The following is a 22,180-nucleotide window of genomic DNA, read 5'->3' on the forward strand; positions in this document are numbered from 1 at the left end:
CCGGATTCCGTAGCCTGTCATGAACCGGCCGACGAAAGCCCAGCGAGGAGCCGGCGCCTGAGGCGACGAGCGTAGCGAGAAGAATGCCCGGCCCCGCTCCGTCTGCCGAATTTACGCGAGAAAAAGCGGGGCGAGCGCGCCAGTTGACGAGGAAGGGGCCGAAAGCGCTGCTTTACCAGCCGGAAGAGATCCGAAGCTCGGCGACAGAAAAGGAAGGGAAACTTTTTTGTGCCTTAAGTCACGCCACAGGGCCCATGTTGCTCGTGCCCGGCATGCCCTTGTCGGCGCCGGGCGCGACCATGAATGCGCCGCCGGCCGCTGAGCCCGAAAGGCCCATGGACATCGCGGCAGGCCCCGCGATCAACATAAGCACAGCGCCCATGATCCCCGCCCCGATGAGCCCCAGTTTCTCTGCAACGCCTGTCTTCGGCACGGATACGGCGTCGGCCAGAGGCGCCGGATTCCACGTCGGCACGATCAAGCCGTCCGGATCGTATGCGTAGAACTGCGACGTGCCTTCGGGCGTCGGACTGTACACGAGAACCGGTTTCTTCGCGCTGCCGCCGCCGCTCGCCGGCGGGGCCGGAGGATCTTTCGGGCCGTTCTTCTTAATGGCGTCCTTTGCCTTTTTAATCCCATTGTCAATCCAGGTTCCGAATCTGTGCCCTGGCCAGACGAATATCATGAACATGGAGAGAATACCGAGGCTGCCTACCACCACCCCTTCCTTCGAAAACATGTGATCGAGTTCGCTCTCGAGCGTGAGGAGTTCGTTCAGTCTTTCGACCTGATCTTCTTTCAGGCATTTCCTGTACGACTCGAATTGCTCGTCGTTCAGATAACTCTTGTAAATTGACGCATCCATCTTCTCTATGCAGTAGGTCCCCATGGGCCTCTTCCTGATGTCGAGCACGAACGCGTCGCGGTCGAGGCCCCACGCCTTCCTGAGACAGACCGCCTCGGTCTTTGAGAACTCCAAGCCCTTGAGGCTGAAGACGCTCGGCGTCTGCGTGCCCCAGCGCGAATCGCACAGCGCAGCAGACTCGCCCTGCCATGGGCCGCTGTACACCGTGTTGGTGCCGTCCACCACGTAGCCCGCCTGCGTGGTCCTCGGCTTCTCGAGCTCCGCGGCGATCTCCTCCCAGCCGGCAAGGGGAGCATTCCCAGCCCCTGGCGCGACCGGCGGAATTTTTCCTGTTTTATTGCCCATGTCTCTCTCCTCGATCCCCCCCGGAGAATCCCATTTATTTCCTGCTGAAGCGCGACCAGAATCCCTTTTTTGCGGTCTCGGCCGCCCTCTCGGCGCCATCCGCGCGCCCCTTCGCGCGTTCCTTCACCCTCGCGTACTCATTGGCAAGATCTCTCGCGAGGCCCTTGCGCGGATCTTTCGCTTCGGCCATCGCCTCGGCAAGTAGCCTGAGCGCAGCGCCATCCTTGAGGCGAGCGCTGTCCTCCACCATGTACGCGAAATCGCCCTGCTTCTTCGTTCCGAGGATCTGATCGAACCTCGCGAACGCCCTCTCTGCCAGAACCTGCTGGTCCGTCTCGGTGAGCTGCCCTATGTCGAATCCGAGCGGCTTCTCCCTGCCCGCTGCAGCGAGCTCCGCCTCCTGCACCAGCATTCGGCGCATGACCTCGACCTGCGCGTTCCGGTCCGCATCGCGCGACTCCGAAGCCGCGGGCTGAGCCGGAGCTCGAGAAGAGGATGCGACCACATCGGGCATCAGCGGCTTCACCTCGCGGGCGAGGTCCTTCACCTTGATCGCACCCTCCGCGTTGAGGAAGCGCTCGCCGCCATCGCCGAGCAGGAGCGAACCGGCCACGCGCACCGCATCGCGCCTTGCCGACTCGTCGAGGCTTGAAAACCACCGATCCGCCTTCATCTGCTCCACGAGCGACTGTGCGAAGCTGCGCTCCATCGCCATATCCTCGGCGCTCTTGGGCGGCACGATCTCCTCAAAGGAGGCGCTCTCGGCCTCTATCTCCACAAAGGTCTTCCCGGTCCTCTTCTGCACTACCTCATAAACGTCCTTATCTGTGATCTCCACCGCCTCGCCGTTCACCCTGCGCTTCTGGACCGCGCCCTCTATCGATTTGACCAGGAGCTGGTCTATGGCATCGATCCTCGCATGGCTGCCTTCGGACATGTCCTTGAGCGCGAGGTTTATCACCTTGTCCATGACCGTATCCGTTATCTTCACATCATAGGCGCTCTCGTAATACGGTATCATGGACTTCGGAATTACGTCCCTTATCATGTCGATGTGCAGGTCGGTGACCTCCATGGGGGGCATGCGGCGCTCGATGTCGCGCAGCCACGGGATGGTGCGCACGAGGCTCTGGAAGCTGCCCTGCGTCGTGGATCCTGCGAAGCGCGCGGTGCCGCGGGTCAGCGCGTCCTTGAGCTGGCTGGCCAGAGATTCCGAAGATCCCTCCATGGCGGCGCCTGAGCTCAAAAAGTCTGCGATCTCAGGGAAGTAGACCGCATACCCTTCGTTCATGGCCTTTATGATCTCGTGGGCGCGGGCCGCCGAGTCTCCGCGTATGCCGGTGTTTGCGGAGAACGCGCTCGGGTCGACGATGTAGATCCCCTTTATGGTCCCGTCCTTGAACTGTTTCGGGACCCGGGGGTCGCCGATGGCTATCAGCTGAGCGGCGCGCTCGACTATCTTGTCCTTTCCCACGCCGGAGGGGCCCACCACCATGGGGTTGGCGTACCTGGGCCTGGCCAGGCGGTTGAGAAACTCCACCGCCTCGGAATCCCTCCCGCGTATCTCGCTGGCCACCACGTCGGAGGCCATCCTCTTCTTCTCGCTGGCGATGAGATCGGTGGCGAATTTATCCAGCCTGTTCTTGTCCGAGTCGCCCACCATCATCTTCCTCTGCATCTCGATCGATTCCTTCATCATGCCCATCTGCGCCTTGCTCATCTTGAGCTGCTTGTAGAAGATGAGGAGCAAGGGGACGCTGAAGATCGCCTGCATCACGAACATGCCGAGGAACTGCTTCCACCACATGCCGTCCTGCTGCTCCGCGACCTTCATCTGCGCCTCGTACGGCTTCATGATCATCTTCATGTGCCCGAGCAGCGATACCAGGCTCTCCCTCTGCACCCCTGCAGCCATCATCAAGAAGGCCGAATTCTCGACAGCGCCGATGAGCTGGCTCAGGCGCGTGTAGCTCTGGGTGAACTGGTAGTATCCGGGCGTGTAGGTCCCGTCCGCCTTCATCTCAGGGGCGCCGCCCGGCTTGATCGCGAAGTCGGTGGGCCCGAGCCCCAGCATCGCGACCAGCTTCTCCACGTCCTGGACCGGAAGGCCTAGCTCGCTCTGGTCCATCTGGTTGAATTCCGAGGCTTGATTGCAAAACGCCATGTGCCTGCCGTAGCTCATGTGACCGAAATACGACCCGTCCTCGCCCCGGCAGAGGCCCTGGTATCCATCGCGGGCAACGTGGCCCGCGTACACCGCTTCGTTCACCTGGCTGTCGTTGAGTTCTGTCTTCGGATTGTCGGTGTCGGTGGGCTTCAGCGCCTTGTCAGGGGTCTTCTCCCCTTCGCCCACGAACACGAACTCCGAGCGGCCGCCCTTGCCCGGGACGACCATGAGCTCGTCGAAGTACTGCGCCCCATTATCCCTCACAGAACTGCAGGTGGGCAGGGTATCCGGCGGACAGTAATTGGCGGCTGATGGCACACAGGCAGGGGCCGCGGGCGCTTTTCCGGTGTCAGACATCTGTTCCTCCGGTTCTACGGAAACTCCCCCGCCCCTGCTTATTTATCGGCAGTTTCCGCAAAAAGTTGCTTGAAAGTTTCACGTTCGTAAATACCGACTGATTACAACAAGTTATATGCATGATCAACTCCGTCCTCCGACACTGTTATCGGCGGATAGGGGCCCAGGTTGCGTAGGGCGGGAAAAATTTTTTAGATAAACAGTAAGATGTTGATTATATTAGACTTTAATCGAGGAAACTATTTTACGCCGCTCCTGCCAATGGGACGGAGTGCGTCGACCCTCATCACCCTCCCGAGCTCGCGGCCATCGGGCCGCTTTGTGCGGAGCGGGACATGTCCCACGCGGAGGTCTGTGGTCCCGAGGAGGTTTCCGTCGCGCGAGTCGATGAGGTACCTGAGGCCGGCCTCGGTGAGCCTTCCGTCCTTCACGTAGTTTTCCACAAAGTGCCGGCTCTTGAGCGCCTCTCGGGCATCGTCGTCCAGGACCATCTTGACCTGGAGCCGGTCGATCTGCCCTAAGTCCCTGAACCAATCGCTCTCCGAGAGCAATGACAGATCCACGTCATATGCAGCCTGGCCCGCCTGGAAACTCGCGGGCCTTTGATCGGGCGGGATCCCGGTCTCGCCCGGACGCTCCAGCGCCATACGGCTGTCCGCGCCCGCCTCTATTATGGACCTGAAGAAAAGGAACGTCATGAGCGACAGTCCGGTGATGATCGCCCCCATCTTGATCGCATCGAACCACCCGGAGTTTTCCCATTCCCCTTTTCTCGCGGCGGAAGGCACGGCGGCGCCCTCGATGGCCGCCTTCGATGAGGGGGGATCGCAGCGGTCGTCATCGACCGATCCGGCAACCGCGCCCGCCCCGCCGCTGTAGGCAAACCACCTGCACGCGCCGATTGAATCGGGGAGGCAGCACAGTCCCTCGCCGTCGTCCAGCGAATAGCGCGAATAGCTCTCGATCAGCGCCTGCCCGAGATCGCCGTCCGTATCGATCTCGATCGGCCCGATCATCGATGAATGCACAGGGCATGGCCTGCTCTGAAGATCGACAAAAGTCTCCGACATGTCCTGCATCCTCCTCTTCAGATGTCGAATATAACCTCTGCCACCCACCGTCCGTCCGAAAGCTCCTCCACCTTTATCCTGTGGTAGGTGACCGCCTTTATCTCCATCTTCTGCGCGTGCCTGGCGCTGTCGAATTTCAGCCCCTTGGCTGCGCCGAAGAGGCGGCCGCGGGCCAGCTCGTCTATCCAGAAGTTCATGAGCACGAGCCTGCGGCTCTCGAAGACGAACAGGAGCTCGGAGAGCCATCTCACCAGGAGCTGATCGAGCGACGGGGCCTCGACCGAGATCGGCACCTCTATGGACGGGATGAGGCTGCGTTTGTGCTCGATCATGAGGTCGAACATGGCTTGCGCGGCCTCGGTGAAGAGCTCCGGGAGCGAGCCCGCCTCGACCCTCATTCCCACGTCAGCGGTGTGATCGATGATCTGATACATGAAACCCGTGACTCGTGACTCGTAACTCGTAACTCGTGACTCGTAATTCGTAACCCGTGAATCGTGACTGGTGACTGGCAAACTGGTTTTGTCACGCTGGTCCCGAGTCCCGAGTCCCGAGTCACGAGTCACGAGTCACGAGTCACGGGTTTTAGAGCCAGTCGTACTTCACGATCTCGCCCGGCTCGAAGAAGAAGTTGACCTCGAACTTGGCCGTGTCAGTTGCGTCCGATCCGTGGACCGCGTTGCGCTCGATGCTCGTGCCGAAATCGCGGCGGATGGTGCCCTCGGCCGCCTCCTCGGGGTTGGTGACGCCCATGGTCGTGCGCCAGTTGTCGATGGCGCCCGCCCCCTCCAGCACAGCCACGACACAGGGGCCTGAGACCATGAAGCTGACAAGGCTTTCGAAGAACGGCTTGCCCTTGTGGACCGCGTAGAACCCCTCTGCGCGGGTCTTGTCGAGCTTGAGCATCTTCATGCCCACGACCTTGAGGTTGGCCTCCTCGATGCGCTTCACGATCTCGCCTATGATGCCCTTCTCCAGCGCATCGGGCTTGATTATTGCCAGCGTTCTCTCCGTTGCCATACGTATCTCCTCAGATTTATTGATGAAGGTTCAGGGAGGCTAGTTTAGCTCCCCCTCTTTGTAAACCTTTTTCGGCTCCCCCTTCGGCCCCTCCCCGCGGGGGGAGTCCGCGGCAAGCTCTTTGCGCACCTGCTTCGCGGGCCTTGTGCCCCGCTCGTCTATGCTCTTGAGCCGCGCCTCGACCACCCCCTTGTTGGGATAATCGTCGAGCGCGCCCTTCGTCACGTCCCGGGCCACGCCGAGATGCCCCATCTCCTCGATGCACGTGGCCAGATGGAGCTTCGCCTCCGGGACGAGCGGCGATTCGGGGAATTCGCGCATCAGCCACTCGTAGTAACCTGCGGCCTTTCGCACCTGGCCGTCGAGGAAGAAGCTCTCCGCCGCGAGGAATATCGCCTTCTCCTTCACCTCGGGAGGAACATCCTTCCCCTCGACCAGCGGTTTTATCTCGATGCGCGACTGCCGGAAGTCCTTCGCCGTCAGGTAGACGCCGGCGAGCCCGACGCGGTAGAGCATGTCGCGGCCCCCTTCGGGGAAGTGCTTCATGAGGGCGGTGTAGTCCTCGATGGCGCCCTGGTAATCGCCCGAGGCCTCCCTGACGCCGGCCCTCGTCTCCCTCGCGATGCGGCCCGCCTCGGTGAGCGGCGCCCTTCGCACCACCTCGGAGAGGGCGCGATCGGCCGCAGCGCGGTCCCCGAGCATGTTGGATTCTATCTCGGCGATGCGCAGCATGACGCCGGCCCAGCGCGGGTCGTCGCGAAACGCCCTTTCGATCGAGCGGTAGCGGGATGCGGCGGGCCCGGCTCTGCCCAGCCCTATGAGCGCCTCGGCCTCGGCCACACTCGAGTCGAAGTCGGCGGGCGCCCGGCCGCACGAGGCCAGAGCGAGCGCGCAGGCGAGAAGAGCCGTCAGGAGGGGCACCCTCACTCCGCCACCTCCCCCTCATCCTCCACGACCTTTGCAACCGTGACGACCTTTTCGTCCTTCTCCAGCGATATGAGGCGAACCCCCTGGGTGTTGCGGCCGATCACCGGTATCTCCTTGGCGCCGGAGCGGATGACCTTTCCGCCGTCGGTCACGATCATCACGTCGTCGGCGTCGGTCACCTGCAGAGCTCCGACCACGGGCCCGTTCTTGTCCGCCACCTTGATGGTGAGTATGCCCGAGCCGCCGCGCGACTGGACCCTGTACTCGGAAAGGTCGCTCCGCTTCCCGTACCCGCGCTCGGTGACGGTTAGCACCGGCGAGTCGATGGCCAGCGCCTCCATGCCCACGAGCTCGTCGCCCTTGCGCAGAGACATGCCGCGCACCCCGCGCGCGGTGCGGCCCATGGCCCTGACGTCGCCCTCCTCGCATCGGAGCGACTGGCCGCTGCGCGTGGTGAGGAAGAGGTGCTGGCTGCCGTTCGTGAGCCTCACCGAGATCAGCTCGTCGCCCTTGTCTATGGACAAGGCGATGATGCCGCCGGCTCGCGGGTTGGCGTAGGCCATGAGGTCCGTCTTCTTGATCACGCCGTTTCGCGTGGCCATGACGACGAACTGCCCCTCGCTGAACTCCCTGACCGGCAGCACCGCGGCGATGCGCTCCTCGCCGGACATGTTCACGAGGTTGGTTATCGCCTGGCCGCGCGCGACCCTGCCCACCTGCGGTATCTCGTGGACCTTGACCCAGAAGACGCGGCCGGTGGAGGTGAAGATCAGGACGTAGCTGTGGGTGGAGGCGATGAAGAGGTTCTCGACGAAGTCCTCCTCGCGCGTGACCATGCCCTGCTTGCCGCGGCCGCCCCTGCGCTGGGCGCGGTAGATGCTGATGGGGTTGCGCTTGATGTAGCCGCGGTGGGAGACGGTGATGACCATCTCCTCCTCCTGGATGAGGTCCTCCACCGAGAGCTCCTCGGCCTTGCCCTTGATCTCGGTGCGCCGCCCGTCGGCGTACTTGCCCCTCACCTCCATGAGCTCCTCGCGGATGATCCTCATGACGCGCTTCTCGTCGGCGAGGATGGCCCTCAGCTCCTTTATCAGCTCGATGACCTCTTTGTACTCGGAGATGATCTTGTCGCGCTCGAGACCGGTGAGCCGCTGGAGCCTCAGGTCCAGGATCGCCTGCGCCTGGCGCTCCGAGAGCTTGTAGCGCTTCATCAGGGCGTCGCGCGCCGCGGCCGGCTCCTTGGACTTCTTGATCAGGGCCACCACCTCGTCGATGTTCTCGATGGCGATCCTGAGCCCCTCCAGGATGTGGGCCCTCTCCTCGGCCTTTGCGAGGTCGAACGCGGTCCTGCGGGTGACCACCTCCCTGCGGTGGTCGATGAAGAGGGAGAGCGCGTCCTTGAGCGAGAGCGTCCTCGGCTGGCCCGCGACGATCGCGAGCATGATGATGCCCACGCTCGTCTGGAGCGATGTGTGGGTGTAGAGCTGGTTGAGCACGACGCCGGCGACCACCCCCCTCTTGAGCTCGACCACTATGCGCATCCCGTCGCGGTCCGACTCGTCTCGTATGTCCGATATGCCGTCGATCTTGCCGTCGCGCGTGAGCTCCGCGATCCGCTCGATGAGGCGCGCCTTGTTGACCTGGTATGGTATCTCGGTGACCACGATCGACTCGCGGTCGCCGCGGGCCATGGGCTCGATCATCGCCTTCGCGCGCAGCACCACCTGGCCCCTGCCGGTCTCGTAGGCGGACTTGATGCCGTCCCTGCCGTGGATTGCGGCGCCGGTCGGGAAGTCGGGGCCCGGCACGTGCTTCATGAGGTCCTTTACCGTGAGCGCGGGGTCGTCGATCAGCGCCACCAGCCCGTCCACGACCTCGCCGAGGTTGTGCGGCGGGATCTTGGTGGCCATGCCGACCGCTATGCCGTCGGAGCCGTTGACGAGCAGGTTGGGGATCTTGGAGGGGAGCACGACCGGCTCGACCGTGGTCTCGTCGAAATTGGGCGTGAAGTCGACGGTCTCCTTGTCGATGTCCGCGAGCAGCTCCTCGGCGATGGCCTTGAGCCTGGCCTCGGTGTAGCGGTAGGCTGCGGCGGAGTCGCCGTCGATCGAGCCGAAGTTGCCCTGGCCGTCGATGAGCGGGTAGCGCATGTTCCAGTCCTGCGCCATGCGCACGAGCGTGTCGTAGACCGCGGCGTCGCCGTGGGGGTGGTACTTCTTCAGCACCTCGCCCACGACGCCCGCGCACTTGGAGAAGCGCTTGTTCGAGAGGATCCCCTCGCGGTACATGGCGTAGAGGATGCGGCGGTGGGCCGGCTTGAGCCCGTCGCGCACGTCGGGCAGCGCCCGCCCTATGATCACGCTCATGGCGTAATCGAGGTAGGAGCCCTTCATCTCGTCTTCTATGTTGATCGGTATTATCTCCGCGGCGCTGTTCATCTGGTGCCATCCTCCTTAAGAATCTTCGGAGTCACCCTCTCCCTCGAGGGAGAGGGGAGGATGAGGGGGGCGAATTAATTTATGCCAGGTCCGTCACTCTGATGAGAAAACGGGCGGCCGGGGCAAGCCCTGCCGCCTCACGAAACGCCGTGATTCTGCACGCCGACCCCCCAAAAGTCAACGGATTTAAGGGGGAGGCCGCCCCCCTAAAAATACGATAAATAAAGGGTTTGCCGTCAACCGCCACCCCTGTCGGAAAACCCGTCGCCTGCCCTCCGGGGGGATCTTCGCACCCGCTGATGCAGCAAAAAACTCGCTCAGCCGCATCATTTTGTTTGACACGGCGCGCCGCGAAAAGTAGATTTGCGGCCACGGATGGCGGCTAATGCAAGCCCATCAAGCATTTACAGCGGCCGTCCTCCGAATCCACACGGGAAAGGGGGTGACAACATGACAAAGGCCGAACTGATCAACTACATCGCGAAGGATTGCCGCATCTCGAAGTCCCTGGCTGAGCAGCTGCTCAACACGGTGACCCAGAACATCGCGAAGTGCATGCGCAAGAAGGACAAGATCACGCTGACGGGCTTCGGGACGTTCTACGTCTCCAAGCGTCGGGCTCGCACGGGGCGCAACCCGCAGACGGGCGCGGTGATCAACATCAAGGCTCGCAACGTGCCGCGCTTCAAGCCGGGCAAGCAGCTGAAGGATTGGGTAAGCTGATAGACCACTCTCAAAGGGTTTACGAAAAAGGCGCTCCGTACGGGCGCCTTTTTTGCATTGCGCGCCCAGCAGGATTCGAACCTGCGACCCCGAGCTTAGAAGGCTCGTGCTCTGATCCGCTGAGCTATGGGCGCATGATTTCAAAGAACAGAACATTAATAACTACAATGTCGGGGTGAGAGGATTTGAACCTCCGACTTCCTGGTCCCAAACCAGGCGCTCTAGGCCAGGCTGAGCTACACCCCGGAAATCGGCCTATGAATTCTCTCTTTTCCCCAAAATATCAACCAGTATTTCCCTCATCCTGGCGAGGGCCTTCCCTCGGTGACTGATCTCGTTCTTGCGCCCCATCGGGAGCTCGGCCATGGTCTTCCCCTCGCCCGGCACGAAGAAGAGGGGGTCGAAGCCGAATCCTTCGGTGCCGCGGTACTCGCGGATGATCTCGCCATCGCAGCGTCCGCACGCGTCCCACTCGCCGCCGCCGGGCTCGGCCAGGACCATGCAGCAGACGAAGGCGGCCTGCCTCCTGCCGTCGGGCACGCCCCTCATCTCCCGCAGGAGCTTCTCGTTGTTGGCCTTGTAGTCCCCCTGCTCCCCCGCGTACCGCGCGGAGTTCACCCCTGGCGACCCGCCGAGCGCTTCGACGACAAGCCCGGAGTCGTCGGCGAGCGCGGGCAGACCCGTTATCTCGCATACCGCGCGCGCCTTGATGCGCGCGTTGGCCAGGAACGTGGAGCCGTGCTCCTCGATCTGCGGGACCTCCGGGTGGTCGATGAGCGAGGAGAGTGTGACATCCATGCCCTCGAGCATGTGCGCAAGCTCCTTTACCTTGCCATCGTTTCTTGTAGCCAGAACGAGTTTCATGGACCCGTGAATAGCAGAGGCGGCGCCGCTTTACAAGGACCGGACCAAAGGGTAAAACTCAGTAGATGCGCCGAATACAGCTGTTCACCATAGCCATGCTGATGCTCGCCTGGACCGCCGCGGAGGCCAGGCCGCAGAAGGGCTTCAACGTGGGGCCGTATCTCGCCATCGAGGCCGGAGCGGCGCAGACCGAGTTCGACACGGACCAGGTCACCGGCACGAAGGTCGCGGGCGAGTTCGAGCCCGCGTTCGGCTTCATCTTCGGCTGGAACATCTACGACTGGTTCGCGACCGAGCTGCAGGGCCTCTACTCGACCGACCGGAATTCCGGAAACCGGGTGCACTACGCCTCCGCTGTCGTCACCACCAAGTACTTCCTCATACTCGACGCGCTCACCGACTTCCCCACCTTCCGAGTCATGCCCTTCGCAAAGGCGGGCGCCGGGCTGCGCGCCTCGATCCTCCCCGACACCCCCGCCGCAGGCACCGGCAAGGTGACGAGCCTGGGCTACGGCCCCTCGGTCGGCGGCGGCATCGCCTTCATATGGAAAAAATACTTCTTCTTCGGGATCGATCTGCAGGAGGACCTCTTCTACTACGACGGGATATCCCAGACCGTGGGCGGCGTGCCCGGCACGCCGGTGTACAAGGGCGGCTTTCATCCCTCCTTCACGGGCACCGGATTCATCGGCGTCCACTACTGAAGCGATCAGAACTGCGCTGCGTCCTCTTCGGCCGGGACCGCCGACGGCGCGACGTAGTCGTCCGGCCCGTGCGCCAGGTCGTCGAAGCGGGTTAGGCTGGTGCGGAAGGCCAGCACGACCCTGCCGGTGGGGCCGTTTCTCTGCTTGCCGATGAGTATCTCGGCCTTGCCCTTGTCGGGGCTCTCGCGGTTGTACATCTCGTCGCGGTAGATGAACGCTATCACGTCCGCGTCCTGCTCGATGGCGCCCGATTCGCGCAGGTCGGCCAGCTGCGGCCGCTTGTCCTGGCGCGCCTCCACGCCGCGGTTGAGCTGCGAAAGCGCGACCACCGGCACGCCGATCTCCTTGGCCAGGGCCTTGAGCGCCCTGGATATCTCCGATATCTCGCGCTCGCGGCTCTCGACGCGGCCGATGCCCCGCATCAGCTGAAGGTAGTCCACGACCACGAGCCCCAGCCCGCGCTCCCTCTGGAGCCTGCGCGCCTTGGCCCTGATCTCCAGCGCGTTCAGCGCCGGGCTGTCGTCGATGAATATCGGCGCCTCGGAGAGGAGGCCGGCCGCCCGAGTCAGCCTCGGCCAGTCGCTCTCCGCGAGGAAGCCGCCCCTGAGCTTTGAGGCGTCGACCTCCGCGCGCGAGCAGAGCATGCGCTGCACCAGCTGCTCCTTGGACATCTCGAGCGAGAAGACGGCGCAGGTGACGCCGTTCTCTATGGCCGCGTGCTCCACGATGTTGAGCGCGAAGGCGGTCTTGCCCATGCTGGGGCGGCCCGCTATGACTATGAGATCCGATTTTTGAAGCCCGCAGGTGAGCCTGTCGAACTCGCGGTATCCGGTGCCCACGCCGGTGATCAGCTCCTTGCGCTCGTAGAGCTGTTCGATCGCCTTGAAGCTCGCCTTGACGATGTCCTTGACGCTGGTGAACCCCTGGCGGATGCGCTTCTGCGCGACGTCGAAGATGATCTTCTCGGCCGAGTCGACGAACTCGTCGACCTCGCCCTTCTCCTGGTAGCCGAGCTCGCAGATGCGCGTCGCGCCCTCGATGAGCTGGCGCAGTATCGCCTTGTCGCGGACTATCCTGGCGTATGAGGCGGCGTTGGCCGCGGTGGGGACCCGATCGACGAGGGACGAGAGGTAGGAGGCCCCCCCCACCTGATCGAGCGCGCCGGCCGATTTCAGCTCCGCGGTGATCGTTACGAGGTCGGCGGGCTCGTTTCGCTGATACAGGGATATGACGGCGGAGTATATCCTGCGGTGCGCCTCCCGATAGAAATCGTCGGCCGAGAGTATCTCAACGACCCTGTTGATCGACTCGTTGTCGATGAGCATCCCGCCCAGGACGGAGATCTCCGCCTCGTGGTTCTGCGGCGGCAGCTTCATCCCCTGGGTTTCCTGAAGCGATGACATGGTTTCTCCCGACGCCATGCGCCTTTGGCCCTTCGCCTATTTTTTGACCACCCAGACCTTGACCGTGCCCGTGACCTCGGGATGCAGCCTGACAGGCACCTCGAATATCCCCAGCGCCTTGATCGGCTCGTCGAGCCTGATATCGTGGCGGTCGATGGTGAACCCCTCGCCCCTGAGCGCATCGGCCAGGTCTTTGCCGGTGACGGAGCCGAAGATCTTGTCCTCCTCGCCCGACTCGCGGGCGATGGTGATGGAGACCTGAGAGAGCCTCGTGGAGAGGTCCAGAGCAGATTTCTTCATCTTGGAGAGCTTCGCCGCCACCACGCGCTTGTGGTGCTCGAGCTGCTTGATATTGCCCGTATCGGCGACCACCGCGAGCTTTTTCGGCAGGAGGTAGTTGCGGCCGTAACCCTCCCGCACGATCACCACGTCGCCCGCCCTTCCGAGGCTCGGGACATCCTGCTGCAATATTACCTGCATCTTGTCCTCCTTGATTGCCGTCGTTCTCATGAATGATGGTGTATCGCGCGCCATCGCCTGAGCCTGAAGTTCGCCCAGACGTCGGCGATCCCTACCGCCAGAAGCCCGAGGCTCACGGTCTGCAGAAAAAGCACCATGGCCACGTAGGCCAGCCCCCTCAACAGAGGGGCTTTTATCCCCTGCACGAAGTAGATGATAACAGCCATGCCCTGCAGGAAATAGATCGCGCCCAGCGCGATGAGGACATTGAGCGCCACGTCCCTCGCGACGCCGCTGTGGAGCGCGTACGAATCCAGGAAAAATGCGGCCCCCGAGACGATGACCCCCCAGATCAGCAGGTCCGGGACCCTGAACCTCGCGACGTTGTGCACGTGGGAAAACGCGTGCGAGCCCTTGATCACCCTTCGGCAGACGATGATGTTGATCGCCACCGTGAGGGATGTGAACAGGACCGCTATGCCGGGCATCATGCGCACGAAGAAGGCGGCCGCGTCCGGGGCCCTGTCGGCCAGAAACGCCATCTGCGCCCCCGCCTCGCCCCCCTGCTCTCTCATCCGGGCCACCCCGCCGACGACCGCGGCCAGATACGAGCGCAGCCCTTCGATCACGCCGGCCGCGCCGAGATGAATCGACGCCGCGGCCACGATCGCGATCACGGCGATTCCGGCGACAAAGGCCGCGCCGCCCCACTTGAGCAGCTCCCACCTGCGGAGGGAGCCCTCGCCGAGGGCAATCGCTATCGCCAGGTAGAACGCGAAGTAGCCGATGCCGCCGACGGCGATCACATCCGAGGGCAGATAGACGTCGAGGCCCTGACCGGGCATGAGCACATACGCGAGCAGCCCGTCTCCCGACGCGGCGGCCGGCATGAGGAAGATGTAAGAAAGGACCACGATGAGCCCCGACGCCAGCGCGGAGGTCAGCCCTGCAGCCCTGCCCCTGGTCACATAGACGTACAGCACCGGGATCGGGGCGAGCAGCGTAAACAGGCCGCTGAAGTACAGGGCGATCGCGATCGCTGCGCCCGCCGCCGCGGCCTTGCTCTGGCTCAATAGAGTGCGCATCATATCCTCAGGACATCGACACCTGCGTGGCGGTGAACGGTATGAATGCCAGTATGCGGCCCCGCTTTATCGCCAACGTCAGCTCGCGCTGGTGCCTCGCGCAGCAGCCGGATATCCTGCGCGGTATTATCTTGCCGCGCTCGGTCGTGTACCCGGTGAGGAGCCTCGCGTCCTTGTAGTCTATGGTGAGCTTCTTGTCGGCGCAGAAGCGGCACACCCTCGGCCTGTTCATCAGGCGGCCCTTCTTCTTGAACCCCTTCTTCTTGCCGAACGCCTTTTTCTTCCTGTCTCCGTACATGGTTTATTCCTCCTCCCTGGATCGACCGCTCGAAGAGTAGCCGTTCTCGTCGTCGAAGGCCGGCCGCGCCCTGGGCGCAGCCTCCTCGACAGGGGCCGCGACGTCCTCTCCCCTGGCGACGATCTCCGCGGCGCGGGCCTCTACGTCCACATCCTCTTTCCTGACGACCGTCAGGAAGCGCAGGACGTTGTCGTCGAGGCGCAGGCTGCGCTCGATCTCGCTGACCGTGCTCCCGCCGGCGGCGTAGTCGTAGCAGGTGTAGAGGCCCTTCTGCTGCTTCTTGATCGGGTAGGCGAGGTTTCGCTTCCCCATGTTGCGGGCGTAGAACAGACGCCCTTCCCGCTTCTCCACGAAGGTCTTGCACCTGTCGTGGATCTGCTTCTGGTCCGACTCCGGAAGGTCGGCGCGGGTGATTACTACTGTCTCGTACTCCCTCATGGATCCTCCTCTCGGTTCATTATCAATGAAGCCCCGGGCCAATCCCGGGACTAAGGAGTAAATTCGGTGATCGGTCATCGGCGATCGGTGACCAGCGATCGGTAGAATATTCAGTTGTCATCAATGATACTTCTGCTGGGCGGCGGCCAGCCCCTTCTCCACGAGGAGAGCGACCGCATCCGCAGCCATGGCGACCGTCTCCGCCACGGCCTCCTTCTCCGATTTGTCAAACGGCGAGAGCACGTAGTCGGCCCCGTCCACATCCTCGGGAGGCCTTCCGACACCGACCCTCACCCTCAGGAAATCGCAGGTGTCCAGCTCGTCTATTATAGAGCGGACCCCGTTGTGTCCCGCGTGCCCTGAGCCCCTCCCCAGCTTTATTCGGCCCGGCTCTATGTCCAGGTCGTCGTGCACGACGATCAGCGAATCGGGGCCCAGCCTGTAGTACCCGAGCAGCGACCTGACCGGCCCCCCCGAGAGGTTCATGTACTGCATCGGCTTCACGAGGAGGACCGATTCCCCAGCCAGGACCCCGCTGCCTGTCAAGGCCCCGAATGAGCGCTTCGCGAGCCTTATGCCGTGTCTCTTCGCCAGCTCGTCCACGACGAGGAATCCTGCGTTGTGGCGTTGCCGCGCGTACGAGCGGCCCGGGTTTCCCAGTCCGGCGATTAGCTTCACGGCGACTATGCCTTCTCTTCCTTGCCCGCCTTCTCCTTGCCGGCAGCAGGCTTGGCGCCCGGCTTGGCGCCCGGCTTGGCGGCGCCCTCGGCGCCCTCAGCGGGGGCTGCAGCGGCGCCCTCGGCCGGGGCAGCGCCCTCGACCGCTGCGGCGGCCTCACCCTCGAGCGGGACGATCGGCGCCGCGACCTCCTCCTTGGCCGGAGGCACGACGGAGAGGATAGCGAAGTTCGTGAGGTGCGGGAACTCCACGCCGTCGGGCAGTTTGATGTCGTCGGCGTGGATGTTGTCGCCGATCATGAGCTCGGTCGTGTCGACCTCGATCTTCTCCGGGATGCGGTCGGGCAGCGCCTTCACCTGCAGCGTGCGGCGCGCCTGCTCGATGACTCCGCCCTCCTCCTTGACGCCCTTGCACTCGCCGACCAGCACGAGCGGCACCTCGATATCGATCGGCTCGTCGATGCTGATGGCCTGGAAGTCGACGTGCGTGAACGTGCGGCGGAACGGGTCGGCCTGGTAGTCGCGTATGAAAGCGAGGCCGGAGTCGACGCCCTCGACCGTGAGGTTCACGATGACGTTCATGCCCGCCTTGGTCTTCGTGGCGGTCTCGAGATCGCGCTCGTTCACCTTGATGGGGAGCGGCTCGATCTTCTTGCCGTAGAGCACGCCCGGGATCGTCCCGGCCGCGCGCATCCTGCTGGCCGGACCCTTGCCCGGCTCCCTCCTCTGCACCGTAAGCGATACCTTCTCCATTCTTCCTCCTCCCGATGATCAGACAAACAAAGATGAGACCGAATCAGCGTCGTGTATCCTCTTGATGGCCTCACCGAGCAGCCCGGCGACGGAGAGGACCCGTATCTTTCGGCACCTCTCAGCCTTGTCGCCCAGGGGCACGGTGTCGGTGACGATCAGCTCCTCGATCTTCGAGTCGTTGATCCTCGATATCGCGGGGCCCGACAGAACCGGATGTGTGCAGCAGGCGAACACGCTCTTCGCGCCGTTTCTGATCAGGGCTTCGGCGGCCTCCACCATCGTGCCGCCGGTGTCTATCATGTCGTCGACTATGACCGCGTCCCTCCCATCGACATCGCCGATGAGGTGCATGACCTCGCTCTCGTTCGGCCTCACCCGGCGCTTGTCTATCATCACCATGGGGGAGTGGAGGTGCTTGGCGAAGGAGCGCGCCCTCTCCGCGCCGCCCGCGTCCGGGGCGACTATGGCCAGATGGTCGGCGGGGAACCTGCCCTTCAGGTAGTCCAGCAGCACCGGCTTCGCGAAGAGGTGATCGACCGGTATGTTGAAGAAGCCCTGAATCTGCCCCGCGTGCAGCTCCATGGTGAGCACCCTCTCCGCGCCCGCCGCGGTGATGAGGTCGGCCACGAGCTTCGAGCTGATGGGCGTGCGGGGGCTGACCTTTCGGTCCTGCCTTGCGTAGCCGTAGTACGGTATGACCGCCGTGATCCGGCCGGCGCTGGCCCTCTTGAGGGCGTCGATCATGACCAGCAGCTCCATGATGTGGTCGTTGGCCGGGTGGCTCGTCGACTGGATGACGAAGACGTCCGCGCCGCGGACGTTGTCCTCGACCTCAACCCACGTCTCGCCGTCGGAGAACTTGGTGACCTTGGCGTGGCACAGCTTCCGCTTGAGGGAGGCGGCTATGGCCTCCGCGAGGGTCCTGTTTGAGTTTCCAGCCAGGAGCACCAGGTTGTTGTTCCCGAACATTCCGACCTCCGGGTCTTGTGGCCCGACAACGGCCACCGGTCACCAGTCACCAGTCACCAGTTACGGAATCTTCTGCTGGGGCGGGAGGATTCGAACCTCCGATGCCAGCTCCAAAGGCTGGTGACTTACCGCTTGTCGACGCCCCAAAAATAACCGCCCGTGAAGCGCCTCACTCCTCCAGATTCGGCCCGTCGAGCCCAACGCCCCGCTCCCTCTCCACCCTGTAGGCCCCGAGCACCCTCGTTTCGATAAGGCCCCTCACCTCGCTGTTCAGCGGATGGGCGGTATCGCGGTAGGTCCCGTCCTTTCGCTTCTTCGACGGCATCGCCACGAAGAGCCCCTTCGGGCCGCTTATTATCTTCACGTCCCTCACCACGAAGCAGTTGTCGAACGTGATCGTGGCGTAGCCCTTCAGCTTCTCCTCCTCAACCGGATACACGCGAACGTCGGTGATCTCCATCTCCCCCTCCCGAAGCCTCCGCCCGATCAGACCGTCGACGATTCGAGCCGGGCCTCAGCCTTGTAGATCCTCCAACCTTCGCGATCGAGCTGCGCATGAGCCCTGTCGCGCGCGACCGCGTCCGAAAAGACGCCGAAGACCGTCGGCCCGCTGCCCGACATGAGCGCGCCGGCCGCCCCCGATTCCATGAGAGCGCCCTTTATTACCCCGATCTCCGGATGTGCCGGAATCGTCACCCTCTCGAGATCGTTGTGGAGGGACGCGATAACATCGCTAAATACCTGAAAAAGCGGGCGGACCCTAGCATCGGGTGGTTTCATAGTCAACTGCAAATCCCATTGATCATATACCCAGGGAGTGGAGAGGGGAAAACCTGGATTAATCAGTAAATACGAACACTTGGGAAAGGTTTCATAAACCGATACCCGATCTCCGATACCCTCCACGAATGCGGGGCCTCTGTGGCAGAAAAAAGGCACGTCCGCGCCGAGCCTGGCGCCGATTCCTGCGAGCTCATCCACAGTCAGACCGACTCCCCAGAGGGAGTTCAATCCGCGCAGCACCGCGGCCGCGTCGCTCGAACCGCCGCCGAGGCCCGCGGCCACCGGCACGCGCTTCGTGAGCTCGATTGCGACCCCCGCCTTGACGCCGGCGTGCTCGATGAACGCACGCGCGGCCCTGAACGCGAGGTTTCGCTCGCCGGCCATCCCGTCGTCGGCCTGCCCGTCCACCGATATCGTTATCCCGCCGCCGGTGGCGGTGAGCGTGATCTCGTCGCAGAGAGAAAGCGGCACCATGACCATCTCAAGGTCGTGGTAGCCGTCTTCCCTGCGCCCGATCACCCGCAGGAGGGTGTTCACCTTCGCCGGGGCGTTCACACGGACCTGTGACATGCGGGGAGTGCTAACCTGAAAACAGATCAAATTCCAAGCACCAAAATACAAATAAATTCCAGGTCCCAATTACCAATTGATCAAACATAACCGTGTTTGATAATTGGTAATTGGTGCTCATTTGAATCTGGTGCTTGGTCATTGGTGCTTCTGTCGTCAGACGTCGTCCACGGTGACCAGGGAGGGATCGAAGGCCACGATCCGCCACATCGGCAAGGAGTCGTCCGCGGCCTCGCCCCAGCAGCTCTTCGCGGCCACGTAGACCGTGCCGGAGGCGTGGACCGCTATGGCCCCCATTCCGTGCCCCACGTCGATCACCCTCTCCACGGAGGGCGCAGCGGGGTTCGAGAAATCGACCATCACGACCTTACCGCTGTCGGGCTCCGCCGCGCCGTTGTCCACGCTGGCGAAGGCCATGTCGCCCAGCACCGTCACGTCCATCACGGCACCGTGAGCCGCCAGCGATATCGAGCCGACCTGCGACTCGCCGGCCATGTCGACGAAATAGAGCCACGAGGCGTCGCCCGCCACGACCGCGTATGCGAAATCCTCGGTGAGCTTGATCTCGCAGAGGATGTCCGCGCTCAGCGCGCTGAGCGGTATCGTGGCGATCACCGCGTCCGCAGGGTCGACCTCTGCGGTGTCGACGATGTCGATCGATGCCGCGCCCTCCCCCTCGGAGTTGAGCATCGCTACGAGGTCGCCGCCCAGGTGCTCGATCGCCACAGGGTAGTCGCCCGAGGCGAACACCGGAAAATCGACGTCTCCCTGATCCAGCGTCCCGTCGATCGCCTGCGCATAGGAAAGCATGAGCCCGGTGCCGGTGATCGACTCGGCAACCGCAAAGTACAGCCTCCCGCCGAGCGAAAGCCCGGACCTCACCTCAACGGGGTCTATGAACAGGAAACCGCCTACGGAAACGGTGCTCAAAAGCTCTGACTGCAGGATCGTGCCCAGCGGATCGTAGACCGACACCCCGGAGGCGAAAGCGGAGTTTTCGAACGGGACTAGGAACTCGCCCCCGTCGAGCTCAACCATCTGGACCGGATGGAGGTCGTCCGTGCCGGCGTAGGCGTCGTCGATGCTGTCGAAGAATTGGTGCGACGTGGGGCTCAGCGGATCGCTCGCGCCGACCCCTATCTTCCCTCCCCTGTTGTCGAGCGGGAATGTCGACATGAACGAGAGCGTGTTGCCAGAGATGTCGAGGTCGATGAGCGAACAGTCGTCGCTCCCCTGGCTGCACTCGAAGAACAGCGCGTTGAAGCCGTCCCTCACGCAGGGATTGGGGACATCGGTGTCGGTGTCCGAATCGGTGTCGACGTCGGTGTCTGTGTCCGTGTCTGCGTCGGTGTCGACGTCGGTATCGGTGTCTGTATCGACGTCGGTGTCTGTGTCCGTGTCTGTGTCCGTGTCTGCGTCGGTGTCGACGTCGGCGTCGGCATCAGGGCCCGAATCCTCCTTGGCTTTGTCCGACCCCGAGCAGGCGCCTGCGAGAAACCCCACGCCTATGGCAATGCCGAAGATGATTGGCGGCAGCACGGTCCCCCCCTGACTGATTCAGTCGCTGATCTGGTCCTCGGTGACCTGGGCCGGATCAAAGGCCACTATGTACGACCACCTCTTCTCGGCCTCTCCGGCGACCTCCCACCAGCGATCGGTCACCACGACGAACACCACCCCGGAGCCGTGCACTGCGATGGCCCCCATGTCATTGCCGACCGCTATCAGCCGATCTAGATGAGGAGATGCGGGCGCCGAGAAATCGACGATCGCGACCTCGCCGCTCGTCTCCTTCGACGAATCCCCCTCAATGCTGACATATGCATCCGTCCCCAGCAGATCTATGCCGCGGACTTCGCCGTTCTCCGTGAGGTTCGCGGTCCCGACCACCTGGTGGGCCTGCATGTCGACGATCAGGATGTTGGCCTGCATGGCGAAATTGGACGCCGACACCACAGCGTAGTTGCCGTCGCCGGTGATGGGCAGCTCATAGAGCGCCGCCGCCGAGGACATCCCCAGCGGTATGGTGGCTTCGATCTGGGCGTCCAGGAGGTCTACGATGTCGATCGAGGCGGTCGATCCGCCCCCCGTGTTGAGCACCGCTGCCCTGTTGTCTCCCAGGTACTCTATGGCCGAGGGGAAATCGCCCGAGGTGGGGATCACCACCTGCGGATGGCCTGCATCGATGTATCCCTGAGGCGTGACACCGAACCCTATGACCGACCCGCTCCCGTCGTATTCGCTGGCGGCCGCGACATAGACCGTCCCTCCGATCATGATCCCCGACATCGCCATGTGGGGATGATTGACCTCCCCGGCGTCCGGATCGGTGTCGAAGGGAGAACATTCCGCGACATCATCTGTGTAATGCGTCTCGCCCGGCTCGCCCTCAGTCACGGCCTCGCAGAAAAAGTCCAGCATGGAGCTCTTGACGTTCATGGAGGGGTAGCTCGAGTAGTCGGAGTAGACAAGGGACAAAAGGCCCTTCGCGTTGGAGCTCGCTCCGACGTCGATCGCCGAAGGGACGAAGTAATTGCCGTCCGCAAGCTTCACGACCTGAACGGGCCGGACATCGCCCACCCCGTCCACAGCGGCGCCCAGGCCGTCGATGGCCCCCGGCTGAAAATTCTGCGTCGGCGCGGACATGGCATCGGCGGCATCGAGATTCAACCGGCCCATCCTGTTGTGGGAATGACCGGTCATGAGCACGACCTCATCGGGCAGCTCGTCGCGATCGATGTCCATGTCCAGCATGCTCCCCACCGAGCCGTATTCGAACTGATAGAAAAGGCCGTTGAAGCCGTCCCGGACCCACGGGTCAGGGCCCGCATCGACCGTATCGGTGCCGGTGTCCGAATCGGCGTCCGCGTCCGCGTCCGCGTCGGTGCCGGCATCGGGAAGATCGGGTAAGTCGGTCCCGCCGCCCGCATCGTCGTCGTCGCCGCAGCCGACCGCCCCGACGACAACGCTGCCGAGGGCGATGAGTCCCCACACGATAGGCGCCACCATGCGAAACCCCTTTCCAGAGCCGGGACATGACTCAGGATTGAGCCGTCCGGGTACATGTCAAATGTACATATATATGATCGGCCGGGATCGGAATTAGTTGCTCGATATTTTCGACCGGCCGCAGGCTGCCTGCCTCCAGCAGTATCAGCTATCCATCGGTGATTTCAACGTAATTTCAGCCTCATTCCGTCATTTGCGGCCCGGAGCCCGGCGGGAGGATACGGCGGGGCACGCAGAGGTGCCCGGCGAGCAAAAT

General features: G+C 63.1%; 22 protein-coding genes and 3 tRNA genes. 2 read left to right on the forward strand and 23 right to left on the reverse strand.

What is annotated here, in order from left to right:
- Positions 1 to 238 precede the first annotated feature (238 nt).
- The 7 genes from JXA24_05650 to gyrA form a co-directional block, all read right to left on the reverse strand.
- Complete coding sequence (locus JXA24_05650) at positions 239 to 1,210, reverse strand: hypothetical protein (GenBank protein ID MBN1283240.1); 972 nt, start codon at positions 1,208 to 1,210, stop codon at positions 239 to 241.
- Positions 1,211 to 1,244: 34 nt separating this feature from the next.
- Complete coding sequence (locus JXA24_05655; GenBank protein MBN1283241.1) at positions 1,245 to 3,641, reverse strand: hypothetical protein; 2,397 nt, start codon at positions 3,639 to 3,641, stop codon at positions 1,245 to 1,247.
- A gap of 332 nt (positions 3,642 to 3,973) precedes the next feature.
- Complete coding sequence (locus JXA24_05660; GenBank protein MBN1283242.1) at positions 3,974 to 4,804, reverse strand: hypothetical protein; 831 nt, start codon at positions 4,802 to 4,804, stop codon at positions 3,974 to 3,976.
- Positions 4,805 to 4,821: 17 nt separating this feature from the next.
- Positions 4,822 to 5,238 (reverse strand): archease, encoded by a 417-nt coding sequence (locus JXA24_05665; protein ID MBN1283243.1) that lies wholly within the window; start codon positions 5,236 to 5,238, stop codon positions 4,822 to 4,824.
- A 151-nt stretch (positions 5,239 to 5,389) separates the two neighbouring features.
- Positions 5,390 to 5,824 carry a nucleoside-diphosphate kinase gene (gene ndk, locus JXA24_05670; GenBank protein MBN1283244.1) on the reverse strand — a complete coding sequence of 145 codons (435 nt, stop codon included), beginning with the start codon at positions 5,822 to 5,824 and terminating at the stop codon, positions 5,390 to 5,392.
- 39 nt (positions 5,825 to 5,863) lie between these two features.
- Positions 5,864 to 6,745, reverse strand: coding sequence for a tetratricopeptide repeat protein (locus tag JXA24_05675; GenBank protein MBN1283245.1), 882 nt, complete (start codon positions 6,743 to 6,745; stop codon positions 5,864 to 5,866).
- Between the two features lie 2 nt (positions 6,746 to 6,747).
- A complete protein-coding gene (gyrA, locus tag JXA24_05680) occupies positions 6,748 to 9,189 on the reverse strand; it encodes a DNA gyrase subunit A (protein MBN1283246.1) in 2,442 nt (813 codons plus the stop codon).
- A gap of 450 nt (positions 9,190 to 9,639) precedes the next feature.
- Between gyrA and JXA24_05685 the strand changes: the two genes are divergently transcribed.
- Complete coding sequence (locus JXA24_05685) at positions 9,640 to 9,912, forward strand: HU family DNA-binding protein (protein MBN1283247.1); 273 nt, start codon at positions 9,640 to 9,642, stop codon at positions 9,910 to 9,912.
- 60 nt (positions 9,913 to 9,972) lie between these two features.
- Here JXA24_05685 and JXA24_05690 read toward each other — a convergent pair.
- From JXA24_05690 to JXA24_05700, 3 genes are all read right to left on the reverse strand, one after another.
- Positions 9,973 to 10,046, reverse strand: a tRNA-Arg gene (locus JXA24_05690).
- A 36-nt stretch (positions 10,047 to 10,082) separates the two neighbouring features.
- Positions 10,083 to 10,158, reverse strand: a tRNA-Pro gene (locus tag JXA24_05695).
- 9 nt (positions 10,159 to 10,167) lie between these two features.
- The gene (locus JXA24_05700) at positions 10,168 to 10,776 is read right to left on the reverse strand and encodes an XTP/dITP diphosphatase (GenBank protein MBN1283248.1); all 609 of its coding nucleotides are present in this window, start codon (positions 10,774 to 10,776) and stop codon (positions 10,168 to 10,170) included.
- A gap of 65 nt (positions 10,777 to 10,841) precedes the next feature.
- On the opposite strand from JXA24_05700, the gene JXA24_05705 reads away from it, so the two are divergent.
- Positions 10,842 to 11,480 carry a hypothetical protein gene (locus JXA24_05705; protein ID MBN1283249.1) on the forward strand — a complete coding sequence of 213 codons (639 nt, stop codon included), beginning with the start codon at positions 10,842 to 10,844 and terminating at the stop codon, positions 11,478 to 11,480.
- Between the two features lie 5 nt (positions 11,481 to 11,485).
- On the opposite strand, the gene dnaB is transcribed toward JXA24_05705, so the two are convergent.
- The 13 genes from dnaB to JXA24_05770 all read right to left on the reverse strand — a co-directional run bounded on the left by dnaB (position 11,486) and on the right by JXA24_05770 (position 21,924).
- The gene (gene dnaB, locus JXA24_05710; GenBank protein MBN1283250.1) at positions 11,486 to 12,856 is read right to left on the reverse strand and encodes a replicative DNA helicase; all 1,371 of its coding nucleotides are present in this window, start codon (positions 12,854 to 12,856) and stop codon (positions 11,486 to 11,488) included.
- A 63-nt stretch (positions 12,857 to 12,919) separates the two neighbouring features.
- Entirely contained in the window at positions 12,920 to 13,363 is a 444-nt protein-coding gene (locus tag JXA24_05715; GenBank protein ID MBN1283251.1) for a 50S ribosomal protein L9, read from the reverse strand.
- Between the two features lie 26 nt (positions 13,364 to 13,389).
- A complete protein-coding gene (locus JXA24_05720; GenBank protein ID MBN1283252.1) occupies positions 13,390 to 14,427 on the reverse strand; it encodes a DUF2232 domain-containing protein in 1,038 nt (345 codons plus the stop codon).
- Between the two features lie 7 nt (positions 14,428 to 14,434).
- On the reverse strand, positions 14,435 to 14,725 hold the full coding sequence (locus tag JXA24_05725; protein ID MBN1283253.1) for a 30S ribosomal protein S18: 291 nt from the start codon (positions 14,723 to 14,725) through the stop codon (positions 14,435 to 14,437).
- Positions 14,726 to 14,728: 3 nt separating this feature from the next.
- The gene (gene rpsF, locus JXA24_05730; protein MBN1283254.1) at positions 14,729 to 15,163 is read right to left on the reverse strand and encodes a 30S ribosomal protein S6; all 435 of its coding nucleotides are present in this window, start codon (positions 15,161 to 15,163) and stop codon (positions 14,729 to 14,731) included.
- A 120-nt stretch (positions 15,164 to 15,283) separates the two neighbouring features.
- Positions 15,284 to 15,841 carry an aminoacyl-tRNA hydrolase gene (locus JXA24_05735; GenBank protein MBN1283255.1) on the reverse strand — a complete coding sequence of 186 codons (558 nt, stop codon included), beginning with the start codon at positions 15,839 to 15,841 and terminating at the stop codon, positions 15,284 to 15,286.
- Between the two features lie 5 nt (positions 15,842 to 15,846).
- Positions 15,847 to 16,593 (reverse strand): 50S ribosomal protein L25, encoded by a 747-nt coding sequence (locus JXA24_05740; GenBank protein MBN1283256.1) that lies wholly within the window; start codon positions 16,591 to 16,593, stop codon positions 15,847 to 15,849.
- Between the two features lie 18 nt (positions 16,594 to 16,611).
- Positions 16,612 to 17,562 carry a ribose-phosphate pyrophosphokinase gene (locus tag JXA24_05745; protein MBN1283257.1) on the reverse strand — a complete coding sequence of 317 codons (951 nt, stop codon included), beginning with the start codon at positions 17,560 to 17,562 and terminating at the stop codon, positions 16,612 to 16,614.
- 75 nt (positions 17,563 to 17,637) lie between these two features.
- Positions 17,638 to 17,708, reverse strand: a tRNA-Gln gene (locus JXA24_05750).
- Positions 17,709 to 17,731: 23 nt separating this feature from the next.
- Complete coding sequence (spoVG, locus tag JXA24_05755) at positions 17,732 to 18,022, reverse strand: septation regulator SpoVG (protein MBN1283258.1); 291 nt, start codon at positions 18,020 to 18,022, stop codon at positions 17,732 to 17,734.
- Between the two features lie 26 nt (positions 18,023 to 18,048).
- Entirely contained in the window at positions 18,049 to 18,915 is an 867-nt protein-coding gene (gene ispE, locus JXA24_05760) for a 4-(cytidine 5'-diphospho)-2-C-methyl-D-erythritol kinase (protein ID MBN1283259.1), read from the reverse strand.
- A gap of 156 nt (positions 18,916 to 19,071) precedes the next feature.
- Complete coding sequence (locus JXA24_05765; GenBank protein MBN1283260.1) at positions 19,072 to 20,454, reverse strand: hypothetical protein; 1,383 nt, start codon at positions 20,452 to 20,454, stop codon at positions 19,072 to 19,074.
- Positions 20,455 to 20,472: 18 nt separating this feature from the next.
- Positions 20,473 to 21,924, reverse strand: a complete 1,452-nt coding sequence (locus JXA24_05770) for a hypothetical protein (protein ID MBN1283261.1) — start codon at positions 21,922 to 21,924, stop codon at positions 20,473 to 20,475.
- Between the last annotated feature and the right edge of the window lie 256 nt (positions 21,925 to 22,180).

This window comes from Pseudomonadota bacterium (genome assembly GCA_016927275.1).
GTDB lineage: Bacteria > UBA10199 > UBA10199 > 2-02-FULL-44-16 > JAAZCA01 > JAFGMW01.

Coding starts and splice junctions, on each gene's coding strand:
- JXA24_05650 (MBN1283240.1), bottom strand. CDS start 1,210: ATGGGCAATAAAACAGGAAAAATTCCGCCGGTCGCGCCAGGGGCTGGG.
- JXA24_05660 (MBN1283242.1), bottom strand. CDS start 4,804: ATGTCGGAGACTTTTGTCGATCTTCAGAGCAGGCCATGCCCTGTGCAT.
- JXA24_05665 (MBN1283243.1), bottom strand. CDS start 5,238: ATGTATCAGATCATCGATCACACCGCTGACGTGGGAATGAGGGTCGAG.
- ndk (MBN1283244.1), bottom strand. CDS start 5,824: ATGGCAACGGAGAGAACGCTGGCAATAATCAAGCCCGATGCGCTGGAG.
- gyrA (MBN1283246.1), bottom strand. CDS start 9,189: ATGAACAGCGCCGCGGAGATAATACCGATCAACATAGAAGACGAGATG.
- JXA24_05685 (MBN1283247.1), top strand. CDS start 9,640: ATGACAAAGGCCGAACTGATCAACTACATCGCGAAGGATTGCCGCATC.
- JXA24_05700 (MBN1283248.1), bottom strand. CDS start 10,776: ATGAAACTCGTTCTGGCTACAAGAAACGATGGCAAGGTAAAGGAGCTT.
- JXA24_05705 (MBN1283249.1), top strand. CDS start 10,842: ATGCGCCGAATACAGCTGTTCACCATAGCCATGCTGATGCTCGCCTGG.
- dnaB (MBN1283250.1), bottom strand. CDS start 12,856: ATGAAGCTGCCGCCGCAGAACCACGAGGCGGAGATCTCCGTCCTGGGC.
- JXA24_05715 (MBN1283251.1), bottom strand. CDS start 13,363: ATGCAGGTAATATTGCAGCAGGATGTCCCGAGCCTCGGAAGGGCGGGC.
- JXA24_05720 (MBN1283252.1), bottom strand. CDS start 14,427: ATGCGCACTCTATTGAGCCAGAGCAAGGCCGCGGCGGCGGGCGCAGCG.
- JXA24_05725 (MBN1283253.1), bottom strand. CDS start 14,725: ATGTACGGAGACAGGAAGAAAAAGGCGTTCGGCAAGAAGAAGGGGTTC.
- rpsF (MBN1283254.1), bottom strand. CDS start 15,163: ATGAGGGAGTACGAGACAGTAGTAATCACCCGCGCCGACCTTCCGGAG.
- JXA24_05740 (MBN1283256.1), bottom strand. CDS start 16,593: ATGGAGAAGGTATCGCTTACGGTGCAGAGGAGGGAGCCGGGCAAGGGT.
- JXA24_05745 (MBN1283257.1), bottom strand. CDS start 17,562: ATGTTCGGGAACAACAACCTGGTGCTCCTGGCTGGAAACTCAAACAGG.
- spoVG (MBN1283258.1), bottom strand. CDS start 18,022: ATGGAGATCACCGACGTTCGCGTGTATCCGGTTGAGGAGGAGAAGCTG.
- ispE (MBN1283259.1), bottom strand. CDS start 18,915: ATGTCACAGGTCCGTGTGAACGCCCCGGCGAAGGTGAACACCCTCCTG.
- JXA24_05770 (MBN1283261.1), bottom strand. CDS start 21,924: ATGGTGGCGCCTATCGTGTGGGGACTCATCGCCCTCGGCAGCGTTGTC.